The organism is Spirosoma flavum, assembly GCF_042686045.1.
In the GTDB taxonomy this organism is placed as follows: Bacteria; Bacteroidota; Bacteroidia; order Cytophagales; family Spirosomataceae; genus Spirosoma; species Spirosoma flavum.
Map to the genome: position 1 here is coordinate 154694 of NZ_JBHUOM010000048.1, position 21281 is coordinate 175974.

The following is a 21281-nucleotide window of genomic DNA, read 5'->3' on the forward strand; positions in this document are numbered from 1 at the left end:
GTCGTAAGGAAAAGCGACGGTGCAAACTTACGCCTAACCGCATGAGTAGCCATAGTCTGGCTCTTACGTGTGATTTAAAATACCCAGTTCTTATAAGGAAGATTCCAGCGGAGCGCAAAGCTGGCAACCTGATCCGTGTAACTATCAGGTCGGTACTGGCTATCCTGGAATCGGTACATGTAGCGCCCTTCTAAAAACACATTATGCCGAATCATGTATGATGCCCGTACGTCGGCATAGGTAATAACCGTTTTGCGGCCTTGCCCGATAAAATTGCCCTCGTTACGAATGCGGGTAGTGTAATCTTTTAAAATGTTGCCGCCATAATTAATATCGGCTGCGGGGTCGGCACCATACATCATCACGCCAAAAATACCATTAGCCGACAGCCGTTTCCGCTGATACCGGACAATACCCAGCCCTTCCATGAAATTACCGCCTAATGGATGCGCCAGCGGCTGACTGTAGTGGGCGTAATTGGTTTGCCCTGACGAAACAGTTGGCGAGGCTTCGTGCGAATAAGTGTATGGTCTAGCTAGATTGAACTCCGTTTGCAGGTCGAGGTTTGGTACATTAAAGGCATCAATATATTTGGCACCAAGTTGTAAGGCAAACTTATTAGTCCAGTCACCTTTCCCGGCCAGCAATGGCTTTAGCCGAAATTCATCTAACATAAACTGGGTATAAACCAGAAAATGCGACAGGAAATTAGCCTTAAAATCGATTCCTATAAATGCATTGTCGCTACTACCCAAGCTCGACTCAACATAACGATACAGAATAATAGGATTTAAGTAACTTAGGTCCAGACGGTCACGACTAAACACTTCAGACTCAAATACGCCCAGATTCATGTGGTCGTTTATGTTGATACTTAAGTGGTGCATGGCTGCAAACTTTGGCGGAATCAACTTGTCATCCTGGGCTCTGGGAGCTTGTGTGTTTTGCAGCGATGTGAATAAGTTCGTGTATTGTATTCGACGTCCCAAGCGCGTCGATAATTTCAGGAACAGATAAGGTGGGCTATTATCAGACAAGAACAGGGACCGAAATCCATTACCGAAAAAATTCCGGTCATGGCCAAACTGTACGTTAATTACTTTCAGCGTATTGAATGTAATGTATCCTCGCGCAGACAAGAAATCGGCACCAGTGGTACGGTAGGGTTTTACAAAGCCTTCTCCCGGAGCCGTAACTTGTAGGGTACCAGGTGTTTCATTCGTTTGACCATAGGTTTGGCCATATCGTTGAATATACTCGGGGTAAATGGCCTGATTATCGGAGAAGAAGGTATAAAATCCTAACTTCCGACCAATCGTCCCTCGTACTTCCAGCCCACGCGTGTTTGTAAATAATGCCTGATTTTTATTGGTCAGAGCATCCGCTTGGCTGGATGTGTTTTCTCCCCCAAAGCCAATATAAAAAACAGGGTTAACATGCAGGTCTATGTCAGGAGTCTGTAAATTGTAGAAGTCAGCCTTTTTATGATAAAAATGTTTCAGAAACGGTTGGCGGCTATCGCCGGTTGTGACTGGGGGCTTCAGGTGCTTGGTAAACGGATCAGGGCGAAGGGAATCTCTCGGCGCTAACCACTCCCAACTGTCATTTCGCAGATAATCGAAATTGAAATAATCCGTGTCTGAGAAGTCTCGATTAGGATTAGCGGCTACACTGTCAGTTAATTGAATAATACTCTGTCGATTATAGGGTTTCACCGAACTATGAAAGCCTTCGGCCCATTTGTTCTGGCGAATCTCAAGCCGATCGATAAGGTGGTAATAATCTGCGTTAAGGGGCACAAACGGACTTTGCGCCCGAGCCGATAACGAAAGTAAAAAAAAATAGAAAACGTAAACGTTGATGCGCATGTAACTTACTGACTGTCGGTCCTGTTATACTTATTTTTGTGGCTTGCTGAGTCGTATGAGCCGCTTAAATTAGACAATTGGTTTGGATATACGCCAACCTTACGGCTAATTTACAGTCAAAGAAGCGACAACTTATGTTTGTTTTTACGCAACAGCCCTCATTGGCCAACCAGTATATAGCCGAACTTCGTGATGTATCCATTCAGAAAGATCGGCTTCGGTTTCGTCGAAATCTGGAAAGACTCGGTGAATTGATGGCCTATGAAATATCAAAAACATTGTCTTACCAACCCATCGCGGTGCAAACACCTCTCGGCGTTTCAACTACGCAAGTACTTCGCAAACAACCCGTTTTAGCTACTATCATGCGGGCGGGACTACCGTTTCATCAGGGATTTATAAACTATTTCGATCAGGCAGAAAGTGCATTTGCCGGGGCGTATAGAGGATATGTAGCGGGTGGAGACGATGAATTTGAGATTGCCATGGATTATATTGTGAGTCCTGATCTAAGTGGCAAAACGCTCATTCTGTGCGACCCGATGCTGGCCACGGGCCGTTCGCTCGAAAAAGTTTACCACGCTTTACTACGCTACGGGATTCCGGCCCAAACGCACATCGCAGCTATTATAGCCAGCCCTGAGGGCGTCCGCCATGTGCAGCAACAATTACCTCAATGTCATCTTTGGCTGGGAGCCATTGACGATCACCTAAACGAGCATTCATACATTGTTCCCGGCTTGGGCGACTCAGGTGATCTGTCGTTTGGCGAGAAGGTGTAAGAAACGGGTTGAGTAAATTTTCAACTAGGGTGTGCCTGATAGGAGCAGCAAAACTATTGGGTTGCTTTGCGTAGTTACACGTCTAATACTAACAGCAATCTCGTTTCTAAACTCTTAATTCAAGCTGATTCTTGGGTATTTTCAGACATTGATTTCCCACCACAGCATATTCTCGATACGGTCAAATAACTGAAAACCATTCTTCTCTAAAACTTTTTGTGAGGCTACATTTTCTGCTTCTGTGTCGGCAACTACCCGAAGGACACTCGGTTGTTGACGAGCCCAGTTTACCATTCCGCCAACCATTTCGGTCATGTATCCCTGCCGATGCAAACCAGGATACGTTCCATACCCAATCTCGATAGTTCCCGTTTCATCAGGCTCACCCTTAAACTTAGCTTCTGCCACAAACTGTTGTTTCTGACGATCAATGGCCAGCCACATAGTATGATAAAGCGGATCGAGCGAGGGGTCTTGCAAACGAGGTATCGTGAAATAAGTAATTATGCTCAATACAGGCTCCCATGCCTGTCGGCTCCCCTTTTGCAACCCCAATGTTTGCTCTAACTCGTACTTGTTGGCGATGTGAAGACGAAGCTGGTTAAGTGTTAGTGGAATTATAGTCAGGCGTGGCGTTTCAATCATGGCTAATTAGGGATTTGTCTGACTTACATAACTCGGTACTCCCACATGTGCATAGAGTTTTGCCAGTCGATGTGCGTGCTCGTCATAGGCCGACTCAAACAACTCAACCGCCCGATCGGCACCAACCACTACACCCGCACTAAGAACTTTGGGCGGGCGACCAGCTTCGGTAAGCAATCGGGCCACCTCGGCTTTGATACAATTAATGAGTACGGCCCCTCCAACTGTACTACCCGGCGCAACAGGCGTATCTAAACCTGGCACCATGAGCATAGCATCGCCAACGGGCGCACCGGTATCCAGAACCAAATCGGCAAAATCACCAAGCTTTTTTCCGTCAGCGCGTTTGCTGGTGCTTTTTTCAGAATGCTCTTTCGTAATCAGGGCTACGACTTTTACGCCCCGCTGCTGAAACAACTCGGCCATTTCAATGGGTACGACATTACACCCCGATGATGAAATTACGAGAGCAGAATCTAGATCCGATAAGTCGTAATTTCGTAGAATTCGGTCGGCAAGTCCGGGTACGTTTTCCAGAAACATAGCTTGCCGCTGACCGTTGGCACCCACAACCAAATTATGGAACGTCAGCGAAAGCTCCACAATGGGGTTAAAACCCGGAAAAGAACCGTAGCGCGGCCACATTTCCTCTACCATAATTCGGCTGTGCCCCGAACCAAATACGTGAACCATGCGCCCGGCCATAATTGTATCCGCAAACCAACGGGCAACTTCCTGAATTTGGGATGTTTGTGCCTCTACTGTGTCAAGAATCTGACGGCACTTCTGAATATATTGTTGAATCATAGTTGCTACATCAAACTATTGACCGTTGAATCGCAAAACTCGCGGCACCAATGGCTCCGGCCATATCACCAAATTGGGCAATTTTGATAGGCGTTGTCTGACCACCGGGTCGCCATTCGTACAGGTTCATAAACTCGGCGAGGGGCAATAGTAAATCGTTTTCGGCTTGCGTTATACCTCCCCCTAACACAACTAAATCCGGTGAAAAACAATTAATAAGTGAACTGATGCCCACGGCTAATTTTCTGACTGACGATAGCCAGAGCCACTGCGCAAAATAATCACCTTTTTTATAGGCTTCGAGAAGCTCGTAAGTAGATGTGAATCGTCCCAGCGAGCGTTTCTCAATCGTGGCGTTGCCAATTGCATCTTCCAGGCTCCCCGGCATACCCGTAACGTCTTGGACACTCTCCCCATCAACTGCTATATGACCGACATGCCCTGCTTTTTGAAAATTACCCTGATATAGTTTTCCGTCAATCAGAATACCACCTCCAACGCCCGTACCAAGCGTTAGCATCACTACATTACGATAGCTTTTGGCTATACCAAACCGGCTTTCGGCTACTAGTGCTGCATGGGCGTCGTTAATAACATGGACGGTATCATTCAGAAAATGCCCCCAGTGAAAGCCCTCAAGCCCGCTTAACCGAACGGGCATAAAAGCAATGTACTGATTAGTTTCATTCGGCAAACCGGGTGCCGATAGCCCAACAGCTTCCACTAACCCTTGAGAGTGATCCCGCAAATTGGCAACGGTTTCAAAAACAGCTTGTTTCCAATCTTTTTCGCCCGTAGTTGGGTGGTAAAGTTGTTTTACGACTTCACCCGTGTCAATATCCATTAGCACTCCTTTAATCCAGGTTCCGCCAAGGTCAATGCCAATTGCGTTCATTTGTCTGATCTGATTTGTCCCTCGCTCACACTCCAGCCGCCATCGACCGTTAGCACCTGACCAGTGGTGAAGGCGGAGTAATCAGACATGAAATAAACAGCAGCCCCGTCTAAATCATTAGGGTGTCCAATGCGCCCACCATCCAGCGGTTGTTTTGTTTTGGTAAAGGCGATAATGGTATCATCCTGACTGGCACGTTGAGCCATTGGTGTCTCGACCAAAGCCGGTGCCAACACATTAACCCGAATATTATCGGTAGCATAATAAGCCGCGATGGACTTTGTGAAACCAATAACCGCCGATTTCATAGCGGCATAGGCATGTGTAGCAAAATACGCTGGAGAAGGACTAGACCCAAGTACAGAACCCATATTAAGGATAGCTCCTCCTCCACCTTGCGCTCGAAATGCCCGTACAGCAGCCTGGTTACATAGCATCAACGATGTCAGGTTGAGGTTAACTGTGTAGTTCCAGCCATCGAGCGTGATGTCGTGAAGAGGACCATCGCCAAAACGTCGGCCACTACCTCCCGCTACATGATACAGCCCGTCAAAACCGCCAAAAATCTGCTGGCACAGGGCAATGGCTTTTGGAGCTGTTTGTGGCTCAGAAGCGTCACCAGACATGGCGAGTCCATTACCATCAAGTTGTTTTTCAGCAACTGCACAACTCTCAGTATTCCTGCCGACCACAACGACCTGAGCACCTTCCCGCACAAAAGCCATCGCAGCCGACAGACCCATACCAGTTGTGCCGCCAACAACGACAATTTTCTTAGACTCTAACCACATTGGGTGTATAATCAGGGTTAATGCGACTAGTAATTATCCGCGCTACTTATCGTTTATACCAAATCCCGTTCGATGATCTTACCGCTGACTTTCTCTTTTAAAATCACTTTATTCCGACCATCATGAGTCATTTCCTGTTTGATGAGGTAATGATCAGCATCATACTCGACAAATGTAGATTCTGGTTTGAGGCCCTCCTGCCCTCGCCAAACCGGCAGAATTACTTTCTCCCATTGCTTGGTTTCGGCTGATTTGTAAGCGGCATCTAACACGGCGTTCACAACGTAGCCATCATAGAAAGTTTCGGCGGGATCACGACCTTCTTCCTGCGACTTAAACATGTCTGTAAACATATGATTGTAACCCAGATCATTCACCTCATCGCCAACGGGAAATAGCCACCCTGTGTTGGATTCGGCTTTTTCAGCCACATAATCCGCCCCCTTTCCGGTGGTAAACATTTCAAAACCCGTTCGCAGGAAATTATTAATCCAGATAGTCCCCTCAGTTCCCATTACTTCGTCGCGGAGGTCCATACCGCCCCGAAATGTCCAGCTTACCTCAAACTGCCCTATTGCGCCGTTTTCGTACTTCACCAGCGCAATTGCGTGATCTTCGGCTTCGATGGGTTTTACCTGCGTAGCAGCCCAACACATTACCTCAATCGGCTTCACGTCTTTACCAATATAATTCCGGGCAATTTCGACGCAATGGCAACCCAAATCGAGCATACATCCGCCCCCTGCCTGCTCCTTATCCCAAAACCAATCGGAGTGCGGGCCAGGATGCGTCTCCCGTGATTTAGCCCAAAGAATACGGCCCAGTGCCCCACTTTTGACGCTCTCCAACGATTTCAAGAACTTTGGTGTGTAGCACAGGTCTTCTAAATAACCAGCGAAAATACCCGCTTCTTCAACCGTTTTCATCATCCGCAATGCTTCTTCAGCGGTGCGTCCGAGCGGTTTTGTACAAACCACCGACTTCTTATGTTTGGCGCACAAGTTGACCGCTATTTCGTGGATATTGTTAGGTAGAGCAATGCAAACCATATCCACGTCGGGATGGGCAATAACTTCTTCCATATTGGTAGAAGCGAAGTCACAACCGTAATCGCCAGCAAATTTTTGGGCGGTCTCCTCCCGACGGGCATAGATGGCAACAACTTTATCCCGGCTGCGCTGACCGTGGATGGATTCGGCGTAGAAACGGCCAATAAAGCCGCCACCAAGCATAGCAATACGTTGCATAATTAAGGGTTTAGATAAAAGGTTACCGTACTTTCGCGCAGTTAATGTAGAGAACCTGAGCCGTTTTTTTTTATCTATGACCGATTTTTTCGACATCCACACCATTTTCTTTACACTGTGGGATTACCCCATGAGTTACCTGGAATTCTTTGGTGCTTTATCGGGTGCCATAGCAACCTGGCTGGCCGCTCGCGCTAACGTCTGGAGTTGGCCCATGGGTGCCGCTAGCGTACTGCTGTTTTTCTTTTTATTCTACCAGATTCAGCTTTACCCAGACATGTTTTTGCAAATATTTTTCTTCGTTACAAATCTGCAGGGCTGGTGGCGCTGGACTCACCCAAAAGACCTAGAAGCCGATGATCGCAATGAACTTCGCATCACTCGACTAATCGGGCGGCCTTTGGTAATGGTTCTGCTTGGTGGACTGGTAGCCACGCTTATTCTTGGCACCTTCGCTCAGAACCTGCATATCTGGTTTCCGGTGCTGTTTAGCAAACCAAGTGCGTTTCCATACCTCGATTCATTCACAACTGTAATGAGTATAATTGGTACGTTTATGATGATTCATAAAAAACTCGAATGTTGGTGGATATGGCTGCTCGTCGATATTATCAGCACGTATATGTATTTCACAAAAGGGGTAAAACTGGTCGGCGTTGAATACGCCATCTTCTGCCTGATTGCCTTTCAGGGAGCTTGGCACTGGACACGTGAATGTAGAAGCTATTCAGCTCGGCAGGCCGTGAGTTAATCTTTTTGGATTGTTCTTGATTGATAGATTTCATTACAACTAGTAGCCGTATTTACGGGTCTTACCCTAACAGCCATTATTCTGGATAGCCCATGAAACACACTCTACTCTTTCTGTACCTATTGAGCATCGTGGCCTGCTCAAAGTCGGATAATGCGGCACCGACCAGCGCACTTATGGGTACTTGGCGGCTAAGCACCTATTGCAAACCAGGCAATTCAACGTGCACATCCGTTGATGTGCCCTCCGACAAAGGTGTATTTGTTACCTTCGGCTATAACGGTGAGTTCAACGAGTTTTATGAAAATACAAAACCTGTTGAGTACAGTTTTCTGGGTTGTGGCAGTGGAGATTACAAAATGGAAGGAAAGGATATACGAATTATAGCTTTATGTATGTCATCGACGAATGGACGGTTGATGAAATTGGTATCAATTGCGAATAACCGATTAGTTCTAAATCCATTCGGTACTGGCGAGTATATCTTCGTTAAGTAATAAATAGAGAGTCACATTCTAACGTTATCAAGCTTGTACAACCAGAATGATGAAACAAAAATGACGATGGGCCTGATTTTCGGCAAGTTTGTATCGGTTCATAAAAGCGTATGGCCTTACTTAAGTTTGCAAGCAGGCAGTGCGTCAAACGATAGGCTAATTAGGTTCTCTTTTACAATACAGACGTGATCATCACCCGGATTTATTCGAATATTTATATGTAGAAGATTCTATCGATAATATGCGGATTGAAGCAACTAGTGCATTGGGATACTTATGTTCTATCGACTATTGATCCGCTCTGGATAAGTGACGATTTGCACGACTTCGGCACTAACTTTGCTAAAATGCCGGCCTACGTCCGTGATGAACTTGATCAACATAGCGTTCCTTACACATTGATAAACGGTTCATTCTCATATCGACTCATAACTGGTAGATCTATTACCAATCAATTAATAGCTTCCCCCAACATTCTCTATTAAAATAGTACGTTTTTTAGACAGGCAATTATAAGACAAGACACAATAATTATAACTATATAAAGAACTTTAGCCCTTAAAGTACTGATAATTATAATATTACTAATTTTGCACTATAACTTTGTGTTGAAAATCAAACAGTGATCCTCTATGGCAGTTGCCAAACAATTTCTCAAAAGCAAGCCCCTTGCAAAAGTAACGTTTGAGTTGTCGGCCGAAGCCGTCAATGGTGCGAAAACGGTCGCTCTGGCCGGTGAATTTAATGGATGGGATGCCCAAGCCCTGAAAAAGCAGAAAGATGGTTCCTACAAAACTACGGTTGAACTACCTGTCGGTGGCGAGTATCAATTCCGTTACCTTTTGGATGGCACAACGTGGACTAATGATTCAGCAGCTGACAAATATGTGGCCAGCGGTGTGTCAAACGATGAGAATTCGGTTGTCGTTCTCTAAAAAAGAAATTAGAATAATACTATAAATGGGTAATCAAACGTCTCATCGACTGGTCTGATTACCCATTTGTTTTTTTACATTATACTCTATACAGTGAAGCTATCAGACTCGACGTAAGCTTTGATAAGTGCCACTTCTCCCTCTTTTCCTTTCTGTGACTTGCCGTGTTCCATGCCGAAAATAAATTCCTTGTTTTCGGCTTTCTGCTTCTGGTAAACGTGCTTGAACACATTCTTGTAATTAATCTCGCCGGTAGTCGGTTCGTTGCGACCGGGGTTATCACCAATCTGGAAATAGCCAATCTCGCTCCAGCACCAGTCAATATGCGGGATAATATGGCCTTCGTTTTTCTGCATGTGGTAGATATCAAACAGAATTTTGCAGGATGGACTATTGACCGCCCGACAGATTTCGTAGGTTTGGTCGGAGGTACGCAGAAACAGGTTGGGCGAGTCACTTAGTGGTTCAAGCACCATTGTAACTCCACCTGCCGCCAGAATATCAGCTCCCCTACGCAGGGCATCGATAACATTTCCCGTCTGAATGCCGATTGGCAGGTTACGTTCAAAATCACCCGGTACTACTGTCGTAAGTTTGGTATTAGCCCGCTTAGCTGTCTCAACGGCTTTCCGGCATCCATTCAGAAATATCTCTATGTATTCTGGTTTACCAGCCGCAAGGGTGTTTTGCGAATTGCCCCCTTTTTCGAGTACAAAAACGCCCATTGTCATTCCTAATCGGGCCATTTCCTCCCCTATTTTACTTTGTAAAGCGGGGTCTCTTCCCATCATACCGTTATCTTCCATGGCGGTAAAGCCCATGTCGGCCATGAATTTAAGTTGATCGATAAGATCTTTTCCCGCGCTGTTTTCAAACATGCCGAAGTGCGGGGCATATTTTAACTTAAAAGTATTTTTTGCCAGAAAATTGGGCTGCGAATGCCAGTTGCCAGCTACCGATTCGCCTGAAACGGCAACACCTGCTAGTCCAACCGTTGATTTTACAAAGTTACGTCGTTGCATTGTAGTTGAAGGTTATTATTTCTTTTTAAGACTAGCCAGATAGTCTACTAAGTCTACTAATTCCTGCGTACTCATAGCCTCCTGTAAGCCCGACGGCATCATGGATGGCTCAAGCTGTTTCATCGAAACAACATCGGCCATTTTGTAATTCTGCACCACCCCGCCCGGAAACTTCATTTGCAGATCAGTTTCTGTTTTACTGGACACGATACCGGTCATGGAACTACCATCTTTGAATTTTACTTCCCAGCCTTCGAAACCGAAGCTGATACCTGCATCGGGATGTAAAATAGACAGATACTGGCCTTCTTTGGGCAATTTAGACCCAATCTCCGAAAGTTTAGGTCCGAAATCCATGCCTTCACCGTTCACTTGGTGGCAAATACTACAGTTGTTCTTAAAAACAGAAACACCTCGTGTAGCATCACCATTCATAGCCAGTAATTCATTTATTCCCGGCAGTTTTTTTCCTTCTGCACTCTGCCCACCATCCAAGAAGCTAGCTGCTTGCTGCCGAATATTCCTTCGCCAATCGTTACTAACTCCCTGCACGGCAGCCTTTTTATAATCTCCTTTGATATCGCCAGATTTTAGTAGCGCTACAACAATGTCAGCTCCTTCTGTGCTACCACCCAGCGAACGAGTTGCTTCCCGGCGTAAAGCCGCAGATCGTTTATCGTCTAGTGCCACAGTTTTTAACGTCTCGATAGACTCCTTATTTCCCACCCGACGCAAGGCTACCAGCATGTTCGTAGCGGCTTCGGAGTCCGTTCCATTTATGACTTCCCAAACCATTGGCCCACCCTGCTGCTTGAGTAACTGTCGGACAGCATCACGACCTATGCCATCCATCGCCTTCTGAACCGCCAGCTGTTTCAGGTGAGCATTTTCGGATACGGGTTCGTAACGCATCACTAATTCAACATATTCAGGCGTTCCATATACCTCACTCATGAGTTTGGTTAACGCGCTTGTTGCTACGGGCGAACTCTTTACAAAACTGGGGTCCAGGTGACGCAACGCCAGTTTTGTAACGTCAGTGGAGTTGCTATTGGCCTGCAAAATGCCCAGTAGGGCCGACGATTTTTCGGTAGCGCCAGGATTAAAATCAAAGGCTCTAAAATAACGTAACCGTTGGTTGAGATCAACGGAGGGGTCACCTGCCAGTTTAGCCAGCATCGGTACAGATTCCTTTGTACGGGCACGCCACACGATATCACGACCACCGGCGTTTGCCAGCGGATCGCCATTCATTTGCTTTATCCAGGCGGTGTAATAACTATCCCAACTACCATCGGCCCCAATACCGAGGGCTTCCAGATACCAGCGATCTTTGCCGTCATATTGGCTGGCTAATTGCGCCCATAGCGCCGGAGCCTCAGGCGAGGGTGGTCCGGCATTCCGGTTCAGACGTAAAGCGATAGCACATTCCCGACGCACTTGCGCATCTGAATCAGTAACCAATTGCTTGACATATGGAATAATATCTATTTTGAGTTCGCGAGCGGCTCGAAGTCCGGTAATGCGCAAATCGGAATTAGTGCTCTTCAGAGCCGTTTCAATGTATTTCTGGCCTTTATCCAATTTACTCAATAACCACAGCGCACGAGCCTGCATCCGCGGATTAGTCGATGTTTTGTAAAGTTTTGCTAGTGATTTTTCGGCCTTCGCTCCCATCTCACGCAACTTTATCCAACCAGCATACCGAATATCCATGTTAGGACTTTGTAACGCTTCGATTGCCCCTTCGGTCGTTGCAACATCCACCTTCGGCATGGTATAGGGAGAGTTTGGTGGAGCCACCCGGTAAACGCGCCCCCGGTTCTGGTCACCGGCCTGATGTCCACCTACACCAGGGTCATACCAGTCGGCAATAATGAGTGAGCCATCAGGAGCGACACAAACGTCAGCGGGCCTAAACCATTGGTCGCGAGTACCTTCCAGTACATTTACAATCTCAGCTTTATAGCCCGCGCCATCCTTTTGCACCGGATATGACCGCACCACGTTCGGGCCGGCATCGCAGTGAATTACCTGATTTCTGAACACTTCGGGCAATAGGTTGCCTTCATACACGATCATGCCCGTTGGCGAACCAGCCCCCGTTTGGAGCAGGTTTGGCACTACGCCTGGGTCGTTGAGATGCCAGTGGCGTCTGGGCGTTTCGGGTTCAATATTCTCCCGATTAGCCTGCCAGCCAGCACCCGTCATTTCATCGGTATAGCCGTAGTTGCCGTACTCCATGACATAATTAATCCGAACGCTTTTATTTCCATCATCGTCGTTATCCGACTGCCACAGCGTACCGTAAGAGTCAACGGCTACTTCGTAGTTATTACGAAAATTCTGGCCCAAAACCTCAACATTTTTCCCATCGGGGTCGCAGCGAAAAACCATGCCCTGCCTGAAATTATGCTTATCGATGGTCTTTCCAGTGGCAATATCAACAACAGGTTTCCCATCCTTGTCGAGGAGTTGTCCACCTTCATTACCGAAGTTGAAATACCATTTGCCATCGGGTCCAAAAACAAATGTGTGCATGCCATGATCGTGCTGTTCACCACCAATGCCTGTAAATAGCAGTTCTTTTTTATCGGCTTTATCGTCGCCGTTTTCATCGGTAAATACCCAAACATTCGGGCTATCGGACACAATAACTTTGTTGCCCTGTACCCAAATACCAAGGGGCGACTCAATATCCGGCCCCTGGTAAAATACTTTCGTGATATCGGCTTTCCCATCACCGTTAGTATCTTCCAGAATCACAATGCGGTCACCCTCTTTGCGAGTTGGATTACCATTTATAGCCGGGCGGTAGTTGTACGCTTCACAAACCCACACACGACCACGAGCATCTACATCAATGTCGGTTGGGTTAGACAGCATTGGCTCAGCCGCAAATAGTGTTGCTTCCAAACCTGGTGCTACATTTAAACTACCAACGGCATATTTGGGGTCATGCTTATCGTCGTCGCTTAGCCGGGCAAATAGACTTGTCAGATATTGGCTCGAAGCTGCATTGAGATTTCGATTCTGATAGGCCCCGATAAAAGCACCACCGATTACCAGACCGGCTGCTGATAAAGCGATTGCCCGACGCGAAAGTGCGGAGCGTTTCGGTGACTGTAATTGAGTCATATGGGTATCTTACAAGGGGAAAGAGTTAGCTAATCGACTATAAGGCAGAGTTCCAGTATATAAAATGAGTTTAAAGCGTATTTATACCCATTATCCTGCTTAATTTTTCAACCAATTTATCCTGCTGTAATCTAAAAATGATTCCTTTTATGTACCATTGCACTGCCACGTTGGCTAACCTTTAACATATAAATAACAATGGGATTTTTGTATTCTATTTTACTTGGCGGCATTGCCGGTTACATCGCCAGCCGTCTTATGGAAAGCCATCATTCGGCTCTTTATAATATTATTCTTGGTATTATTGGCGGTCTTGTGGGCGGTTTTATCGCCAAGCGGCTTGGCAATGACCCCGACAATGACGGTCTGCTAATGAACTTACTTATTGCTGTAGGCGGAGCGGTACTGCTGATTTTTCTAGGGAGGTTGTTTTAGTGAATCTACTTCCTGGACACCAAACTGCCGTGCTAAAATAAATTTCGGCACGGCGGTTTGGTGTAAAATAAACTCTAAATACTCTTCCTCTTCATTTCCTTGACCGCGAAGTCAGCCGCTCGTGCTGTCAGGGCCATGTACGTCAGCGATGGATTTACGCACGAAGCCGAAGTCATACAGGAACCATCCGTTACAAATACGTTTTTGACATCATGCAGCTGATTGTTAGCGTTCAGTACCGATGTTTTGGGGTCACGTCCCATGCGGGCAGTTCCCATTTCGTGAATCGCCATACCTAAATAAGACCCTCTATCATACGCCTTGACATTTTTAACGCCCGACGATTCCAACATCTCTTTGGCGTCGTTCATCATATCAACACGCATTTTTTTCTCATTTTCTTTTAGCTCGGCGTCGAACACAACAAGGGGCATACCCCATTTGTCTTTTTCGTTCTTATCGAGGTACATCCGATTCTCGTAATATGGCAGCGTCTCGCCGAAGCCGCCTAAGCCCATTGTCCACGGACCGGGTTTGGTCAGTTCTTCTTTATAATCTGCGCCAAAGCTCATCTCGGCAATATTACGCTGCCACCCCTGACGACTGCCACCACCCTGATACCCGAAGCCCCGTAGGTAATCGCGCTTGTCAGTACCAATGTTACGGTAGCGGGGTACGTAAATACCATTGGCCCGCCGACCCACGTAGTATTTATCCAAATCGCCTTCCCAATCGCCCGATGCACCAATGCGAAAATGGTGGTCCATCAGGTTGTGGCCAATCTGCTCGGAGTCATTGCCCAGTCCATTCGGGAAACGGTTCGATTTCGAATTTAACAGAACAGCCGCTGAACCCAGCGTACTGCCGCAGACGAAAACAATTTTGGCAAAGTACTCCTTACTCTGAAGCGTCACAGCATCGACAATGCGTACACCCGTAGCTCGCTTCTGGTTTTCATCGTACATGATTTCAGTAACAACCGAATCAGGGCGGAGGGTCAAACGACCTGTTTTGGCAGCTGGGGGCAAGGTACACGACTGCGTACTAAAATAAGCCCCGTATGGGCAACCCAACGAGCATTTGTTACGGTACTGGCATGGCGCACGGCCAACGCCCAACTGAGCCTGGCCTGCTTTGGAGAGGTTTGCCACCCGACCAATGGTCATAGTGCGACCCGGAAAATTCTTCTCAAGCCGTGTGCGAACCTCTTTCTCCACGCAATACATCTCCATAGGCGGCAAAAACTCGCTGTCGGGTAACTGGGGCAAATTTAACTTCTCGCCCGAAATGCCGACAAATTTCTCAACATACGAGTACCAGGGCGCAACGTCTTTGTAGCGAATAGGCCAATCAACTGCAATACCGTCTTTAGCGTTGGCTCCGAAGTCAATATCACTCAGGCGATAGGTCTGCCGTCCCCACATAATAGACTTTCCACCAACGATATTTGGCCGATACCAGTCGAATCGCTTTACTTCCTTGTAGAGCGAATCCGAATCATTCATCCAATATGTTTCGGTTAGCTCGTTGTATGGATAATCGCGCGCAAGTTTTGGATGCGACTCTTTTTGAGCTACCGTGAGCCGACCATTGTATTTGGTTTGCCACGGATCTTTCATGGCATTTTCGTAGCCTGTTACGTGTTCGAGTTGATGCCCTTTTTCGAGCATTAATACCCGTAACCCTTTTTCGGTCAGCTCTTTAGAAGCCCAACCGCCCGATATACCCGACCCAATGACAATAGCATCGTAGGTCTGGTCTTTTACAGAATCAATATTGAGATAGGACATATTTTTTTAAAATGGCTAATAAGTCGTGGGACAGCCCCAAATGTGAAATAAGTGCTGAATTTTACATTTTCAGCGTCACACATTACTTATCAATAGTAAATTATACGATTAAAGTGCCCACGTTTTCTGACCGGATTTGAGGGGCATACATCCGTTGAATTGACCCGGTACAGGCAAGTATTCAAGTGCTTTTGTAGCACCGATTTCAGATGTAAAATAGCCGGTCGTGGTCAGTTCTTTCATGCGCAGGAAAAACGGCTTGTCCTCAACTATAATTTGTTTGACCATTTCGTTTTTCTGGGTGTTATCTAGTGCCGCGAACCCCTTCCCAAATTTGGCCTTACTGTTAGCATCCACCTTAGCTAATCCAGCGTAAAACTTATCCTGGTCGTCTTTGGGGTAGCAGTCGCGCATAACCCGAACAATAAACTTTTCGGCCCCGGCTGCTTTGGCTCCCGGCGTAGTGGTTGTTGGGATGATAACATCGGCCACCTCGGCTAATAGGGCTTCCTGATCGGGTGAGATGGCCACGCTTGGGCCCGTATTGGTCACACGACCCATAGCACCCGCCAGTGTGGGAGCTGACAGAATACCTCCCATCATCAGGGCAGCTCGGTGCAAGGCTTCTCTACGTTTCATAAATAGATGAGTATGTGTTTGGCAGAAAGAGCCAGATTTAGTAAAATATCCTATAATATTATAAAAATAAAGCTAAATAGTAAAGACATTATCCGGTTTCTCAAAAAAATATCCTCAGATAGTCAAAAGACTTGTCTGAGGATATTTTCTAGTACACCTATTCCAGAAAGAAAGTATGGTGAAAAGTACAGCTACTTAACCAAATTACCGGAAGTAAAATCCTGATGGAGCAATTTCGGCTTTGACAGAATCAATTAACGCACCAGTTGGTTCGTAACGTAACACATAACCTGCCTGCGTGTAGAGAGCAGGCGATTGACTTCCATACAATCGACCCGTTTGTGGGTCAACTCCCAGCGCACTAAACGAACGGGCCACAACCTGGCTACCTGGTCCTATCGTAGATTCAATCGGCAGACGGTACGTTTTACCACTTAACGTATAATAAAACGCCCGTTTGTCGGCACTGATAGTCACAGAACCGGGCGCGGCAGAAAATGTCAATCGTTTTGAAATCAAGCGGGTTAATGGGTCAATCTGAACCAGGTCATTGCCTGCCTGTATCCACAGTTGGCCGTTCGCATCGAGTGCAATCGGCTCTGGTGTTGAGCCAAAAGCAATGCGTTGCTTTTCTGTATCAGTGTTCAAATCGATCACTAATAGGGTTTTATCACCACTGTACGTATTGCTACCGACGAATGCTTCAGTCCCGGAAACGACCATTTTCTCAACACCTTTCACAGCCGGTATTTTTTTAATGACCGTGCTCGTGTTTAGATCGACTACCGCGATGTAGCCTGGGTTTTTATAGAATGTACCAGCGCTATAATCCCCTGACACATCCCAGCAACTGATGTACGCTTTATTCGGACCGGCCTGAATAACCTGACGTGGATTTTCGATATCCGGTGTTTTTAGCGTAGCTCGGGACTTGAATGTTCCTGCCTCAACAATTTCAACTTTATCCTGGCCTGCGGTGCTGTTATCGACCAGAATCAATCCTTTGCCATTCACTTCTGCATAACCCTGTACCCCACCGCTGAGCCCTAAAGACGGATTAGCCGCTTGAAAAATATTAGTAGCGACCGTATTGCCAGTACGCGGCAGAAAGGAAATTGTACCGTTGTTACTAGAGAAATTTCCAGCATTCAATATGTATACGCCTGAATCATACGGTATTGGTTCGAGGTCAGATGTTTTACAATTCCAGACGCTCAGCGCCAGTAAGCCAAGCGCGATTCTTTTTGTTACTTGTAGTTTCATAGAGTATTAGACGGAAAATTGATAAGTAGATTAAGTGCCCAGTTACGACCCGGCAACGCGTTTCGCTTCACGCTGATTGAGAGGGCATCGAACACATTGTTGATCTGTCCCTGCACCCGAATGGGCAACGGACCAAGTTTTACAGTACTTTCCAAGAGCACATTAGCCAGCGCAACACCCTTGAAAAATTGGCTATTGTCGAAGGTGATATATCGGCGCGAGCTAGCCTGAGTTTGCACGGTCAGCCGCATTCGGCCACGTTGGATATAAGCATTAAGTGTCTCTGTATGAATAGGTACATATACCAATTGTTTGCCGATGATGTCCTGCGCATAGGTATCATACGCCCGTTCCTGCGATGATCGCGTCAGGGCATATCCAGTTCGCAACCCTGCCCGCCAACCAGTGCGAACATACGTTAGAGACGCTGTTACTTCACCCCCGCGAGCCACTACCAACTGCAAATTTTCGACATGGTAGTTATTGGTAGGATTCCAATACGTCCAATTATCTACCCGATTATGATAGACCGTTGCTTCGGTAGTTAAAGTAAGGTTGTTCCCAAATACAACGGTTGACGCGAGTCCTGCTTCAATGTTTAATCCACTTTCAGGCAGAAGATTTGGATTACCTAATTCGAGCCAGTAGCGTTCATTGAGTGTTGGTACGCGATAGCTTCTACTGACAGCTCCTTTAGCCGTTAACGCAAACCGATTGTGTTGTGCTATTCGATACTCTGCCCCAAGCGAAGGAGTGAGCGGTGGATTGAAGCGGGTTACGAACGCTTGCCGCAAATTAGCCGTCACAAGCCAGCGAGCAGTTTGCAGACGGAGTAAGGCATATAAGTCACCGCGGTCTTCTTCAATCAATTGACCACCATAGCCATCAGTTCGGGTTCGATAATGTGACCACTCGCCCACAACACGCAAATTTAATGAAACACTGGTTTTGGCGGGTATTAAGGTAAACTCCCGTTCGACCCGGCTAATAAATCGGTCCGTTTGGGTGTGACTCGGCGAAGCAAAATCACCTTTTCCGTAGTCGAGAACATCATGAATCCAACCAAGCTTGAGGGTTAAATGATTCGTTTCATAAGTTGCCAGCAAGCGAGCCGATTGCGTTCGAGTACGTTCGCGGGCGACGGTATCCTGGGGCGCTACAACTAAATCGTTATCCGACAGCCACGTATTAACGGATAATTGCCGACCACTTTTATGCAAGAAATACAAATCCTGAACAATACCACGCTGTGCCGTTGTGGACCGTTCCAAAAAATAATTTCGGCGTTCGGTGTATGGATAAGCGTTATTGAACTGATTTCGGTAGGCAAAGGTCTTGCCGGACACTTTCCAGGACAGACTAATTGGGGTGCTATACCGGATACCTACCTGCGTCTGGTTATTCTGGAAACTAGCCATTTGCTGCCCAACCGTTACCTGAATACCCGGCTGCCAAACAGGACTACTACCTAGCAGAACACTTCCACCCACAGCATCAGACCCCACGACACTAGCCGAAGAACCATATTGTACTGATAGCCTGTCAAATCCAGCCACGGGTAATGTCGAGAAATCTGTCTGGCCCAGGTTAGGCTGGTTGATATTTATGCCATTCCAGAGAACTGCAGTATGATTGGCCGACGTTCCTCGAAAGGCAACCGTCGCCAACTGGCCGGGACCGTAATTCTTAAACGCCAGTGGTGTATTAAATGCCAGTAGATCGGTTAACGAGCCAAATCGAAACTGAAGCAACGTCGCCGAATCGATACGCTGTAATTTCTGACCCGCTAAAAAGCGTTCGGGCGCAATAGCTCGCACAGTTACTACCGACAACGACACAACAGATTCCGACCGCAACGATAAACCGGTAGCCTGGCGAGCAGCCAATGAATCGGTTTGCGCGAAACTGCTATGCCCAGCCAGTAAGCTGACAAATAGCTCAATAACCCACCAACGAAGGGTTTTCTGTCTCAATATTAATGTAAAAAAGAGTGCCCGAACTCTCGGACTGTAAGCACGCGATTGGGACGTTTCCTCCGAACGTCAGAACAACGGATGGTTTTTGGCAGGTCTCCTGGCTCGTCTCGTCGGTTCGGACCTTCCCACACTGATAATCAGCGCAGTGGTTACGTAGATTGAACCGATTTTAGTAGAAGACTTACAGTTGCGGGGACAGCATTGGTTTTACACCAACTTCCCTTTTAAGCCTTGAAAGCCGCCATGAAGCGGCATCAGGCACCAAAAACTCAAGAGCAAAGGTAAAGCAAAATTTAAATACTACATACACGAAGGCCACCGAGATCGCGTTAAAAATCTCGGTGGCCTTCGTGTCGAATCAACTAAAAACCATCTGCCTTTATTTCTTTCTCGGTAACGGTCCCATATTTTTTTACCTTATCTCGAATAGCATCTGCCTTGCCAATGAGCACGAATTGAAGATTATTTTTCGGAAAATACTGGTCTATAATCTGGCGAGTTTTGGCTACAGTCAGGCCATCTACATTCTTTTGGAAATTATTAATAAACGACTCGTCAAAGCCCAAACTGAACATATCTGTCAGCAAATTGGATAACTCACTGGCCGATTCATACTTCGGCGGAAAATCAGCTTTAACATAGTTTTTAGCTGATGTCAGCGCTTTTTCATCAATACCTGTCCGGTGCAAACTGTCGAGTACTTGCAAGGCCATATCTATTGCCTGCGTGGTTGTGCTCACTTTCGTAAAGGTCGAAATAACAAATGTGCCGCTTTTACGATAGGTCCCAAAGCGGCTATTTGCGCCGTACGTCAAACCCGAATTTACGCGTAGGGCATCATTCAGCCACGACGTAAACCGCCCTCCCAAAATCGTATTGACAACGGTAACGGGAATAAAGTCGGGACTACTCTGCTTAATTCCCTTGCCACCAATCAGAAATGTTGTCTCACGGGCATCATCCTTATTAATCAGTAACACCCGGTTTTTGTCAAAAGACAAGGTAGGTTCCGTCAAGGCGGGCGATGTGGCAGATGCCGTTTTCCAGTTACTAAACAAATCGGTGATGCGCTTTTTCATAGCCGCCATATTGAAATCGCCTACAACGGCAATGGCGGCCCGATCAGTCGTATAATTTTTCTGGTAGAACTGGCGGGAATCGGTTGCCGAAATTGCCGAAACAGACGTTGGTGTACCCGTAAGCGGATTTGCATACGGGTGGCCTTCAAACACAAACCGATTGAAATAAGAGGCAACCACACCACGCGGCACTTCTTTCTGCTGCGTTAGTTGGAGCAATTGCCGCTGTTTGTACTTATCAAATTCGGCCTGATCGAAGGTTGGTTTGGTGATAACATCCTGAATAATGTCGAACAATAAATCCTGATCTTTCACGGCAAACGATGCGCTTAGTTTAGCAACTTCTTTCCCCGCATACGTGTCCACGCTGGCACCGACGTACTCAATCTTTTCTTCCAACTGAGTTTTCGTATATTTCGAACTCCCGAACAACAGGGCTTCAGCCGTCATATTGGACAGACCGTATCGGGTACCATCCTGCACGGCGCCCGCGTCGAACACAGCCGAAATATTGATAAGGGGCACCTCATGTTGTTCCATCAAATAAACCGTCAGGCCATTTTTGAGGGTAAACTTCTGATAAGGCGGCACCTTAAATGTTTGCGCCAACGACGCCCCCGCTACAATCAGGGCAGTGAGTAAAGTAACTATATATTTCATTGAGTGATTTCCAATAGGTTTGTATATCTGATTGTACTTTACTTTACCATGCCTAAACACC

General features: G+C 46.7%; 18 protein-coding genes and 1 riboswitch. Of the genes, 5 read left to right on the forward strand and 13 right to left on the reverse strand.

Going from position 1 to position 21281, the window contains the following annotated elements; all coding sequences use genetic code 11:
• Positions 1 to 74: 74 nt before the first annotated feature.
• The gene (locus tag ACFS25_RS29640) at positions 75 to 1868 is read right to left on the reverse strand and encodes a hypothetical protein (RefSeq protein ID WP_381508515.1); all 1794 of its coding nucleotides are present in this window, start codon (positions 1866 to 1868) and stop codon (positions 75 to 77) included.
• 134 nt (positions 1869 to 2002) lie between these two features.
• Here ACFS25_RS29640 and upp point away from each other — a divergent pair, with 134 nt between their 5' ends.
• Positions 2003 to 2650 (forward strand): uracil phosphoribosyltransferase, encoded by a 648-nt coding sequence (gene upp, locus ACFS25_RS29645; RefSeq protein ID WP_381508517.1) that lies wholly within the window; start codon positions 2003 to 2005, stop codon positions 2648 to 2650.
• Between the two features lie 141 nt (positions 2651 to 2791).
• On the opposite strand, the gene ACFS25_RS29650 is transcribed toward upp, so the two are convergent.
• From ACFS25_RS29650 to ACFS25_RS29670, 5 genes are read right to left on the reverse strand one after another with little or no spacing between them, the layout of a single operon-like run.
• A complete protein-coding gene (locus ACFS25_RS29650; RefSeq protein WP_381508519.1) occupies positions 2792 to 3295 on the reverse strand; it encodes a GNAT family N-acetyltransferase in 504 nt (167 codons plus the stop codon).
• A gap of 6 nt (positions 3296 to 3301) precedes the next feature.
• Positions 3302 to 4102 (reverse strand): sugar isomerase domain-containing protein, encoded by an 801-nt coding sequence (locus ACFS25_RS29655; protein WP_381508521.1) that lies wholly within the window; start codon positions 4100 to 4102, stop codon positions 3302 to 3304.
• 10 nt (positions 4103 to 4112) lie between these two features.
• Positions 4113 to 4997, reverse strand: coding sequence for an ROK family protein (locus ACFS25_RS29660; protein ID WP_381508523.1), 885 nt, complete (start codon positions 4995 to 4997; stop codon positions 4113 to 4115).
• Positions 4994 to 5788: an SDR family NAD(P)-dependent oxidoreductase gene (locus ACFS25_RS29665; RefSeq protein ID WP_381508525.1), complete on the reverse strand. Its 795-nt coding sequence runs from the start codon at positions 5786 to 5788 to the stop codon at positions 4994 to 4996. The genes ACFS25_RS29660 and ACFS25_RS29665 overlap by 4 nt, the downstream gene beginning before the upstream one ends.
• A 53-nt stretch (positions 5789 to 5841) precedes the next feature.
• Entirely contained in the window at positions 5842 to 7035 is a 1194-nt protein-coding gene (locus ACFS25_RS29670) for a Gfo/Idh/MocA family protein (RefSeq protein ID WP_381508527.1), read from the reverse strand.
• Between the two features lie 76 nt (positions 7036 to 7111).
• Here ACFS25_RS29670 and pnuC point away from each other — a divergent pair, with 76 nt between their 5' ends.
• The 3 genes from pnuC (at position 7112) to ACFS25_RS29685 (ending at position 9218) form a co-directional block, all read left to right on the forward strand.
• Positions 7112 to 7786, forward strand: coding sequence for a nicotinamide riboside transporter PnuC (gene pnuC, locus ACFS25_RS29675; RefSeq protein ID WP_381508529.1), 675 nt, complete (start codon positions 7112 to 7114; stop codon positions 7784 to 7786).
• Positions 7787 to 7878: 92 nt separating this feature from the next.
• Positions 7879 to 8283 carry a lipocalin family protein gene (locus ACFS25_RS29680; protein ID WP_381508531.1) on the forward strand — a complete coding sequence of 135 codons (405 nt, stop codon included), beginning with the start codon at positions 7879 to 7881 and terminating at the stop codon, positions 8281 to 8283.
• Positions 8284 to 8915: 632 nt separating this feature from the next.
• The gene (locus ACFS25_RS29685) at positions 8916 to 9218 is read left to right on the forward strand and encodes an isoamylase early set domain-containing protein (RefSeq protein ID WP_381508533.1); all 303 of its coding nucleotides are present in this window, start codon (positions 8916 to 8918) and stop codon (positions 9216 to 9218) included.
• An 86-nt stretch (positions 9219 to 9304) separates the two neighbouring features.
• Here ACFS25_RS29685 and ACFS25_RS29690 read toward each other — a convergent pair whose 3' ends face one another.
• Together ACFS25_RS29690 and ACFS25_RS29695 are read right to left on the reverse strand one after the other, a co-directional pair.
• The gene (locus ACFS25_RS29690) at positions 9305 to 10240 is read right to left on the reverse strand and encodes a hydroxypyruvate isomerase family protein (protein WP_381508535.1); all 936 of its coding nucleotides are present in this window, start codon (positions 10238 to 10240) and stop codon (positions 9305 to 9307) included.
• Between the two features lie 15 nt (positions 10241 to 10255).
• Positions 10256 to 13378: a PVC-type heme-binding CxxCH protein gene (locus tag ACFS25_RS29695; protein WP_381508537.1), complete on the reverse strand. Its 3123-nt coding sequence runs from the start codon at positions 13376 to 13378 to the stop codon at positions 10256 to 10258.
• A 198-nt stretch (positions 13379 to 13576) separates the two neighbouring features.
• Between ACFS25_RS29695 and ACFS25_RS29700 the strand changes: the two genes are divergently transcribed.
• Positions 13577 to 13813 carry a GlsB/YeaQ/YmgE family stress response membrane protein gene (locus tag ACFS25_RS29700; protein ID WP_381508539.1) on the forward strand — a complete coding sequence of 79 codons (237 nt, stop codon included), beginning with the start codon at positions 13577 to 13579 and terminating at the stop codon, positions 13811 to 13813.
• A 74-nt stretch (positions 13814 to 13887) separates the two neighbouring features.
• Here ACFS25_RS29700 and ACFS25_RS29705 read toward each other — a convergent pair whose 3' ends face one another.
• The 5 genes from ACFS25_RS29705 to ACFS25_RS29725 all read right to left on the reverse strand — a co-directional run bounded on the left by ACFS25_RS29705 (position 13888) and on the right by ACFS25_RS29725 (position 21220).
• Positions 13888 to 15603, reverse strand: a complete 1716-nt coding sequence (locus ACFS25_RS29705; protein WP_381508541.1) for a GMC oxidoreductase — start codon at positions 15601 to 15603, stop codon at positions 13888 to 13890.
• Between the two features lie 108 nt (positions 15604 to 15711).
• Positions 15712 to 16242 (reverse strand): gluconate 2-dehydrogenase subunit 3 family protein, encoded by a 531-nt coding sequence (locus ACFS25_RS29710; protein WP_381508542.1) that lies wholly within the window; start codon positions 16240 to 16242, stop codon positions 15712 to 15714.
• Between the two features lie 204 nt (positions 16243 to 16446).
• Positions 16447 to 17505, reverse strand: a complete 1059-nt coding sequence (locus ACFS25_RS29715; protein ID WP_381508544.1) for a YncE family protein — start codon at positions 17503 to 17505, stop codon at positions 16447 to 16449.
• A complete protein-coding gene (locus ACFS25_RS29720) occupies positions 17502 to 19478 on the reverse strand; it encodes a TonB-dependent receptor plug domain-containing protein (protein WP_381508546.1) in 1977 nt (658 codons plus the stop codon). Before ACFS25_RS29720 ends, ACFS25_RS29715 begins: the two co-directional genes overlap by 4 nt.
• Positions 19479 to 19551: 73 nt before the next feature.
• Positions 19552 to 19762, reverse strand: a riboswitch (cobalamin riboswitch).
• 81 nt (positions 19763 to 19843) lie between these two features.
• A complete protein-coding gene (locus tag ACFS25_RS29725; RefSeq protein WP_381508548.1) occupies positions 19844 to 21220 on the reverse strand; it encodes a M16 family metallopeptidase in 1377 nt (458 codons plus the stop codon).
• Between the last annotated feature and the right edge of the window lie 61 nt (positions 21221 to 21281).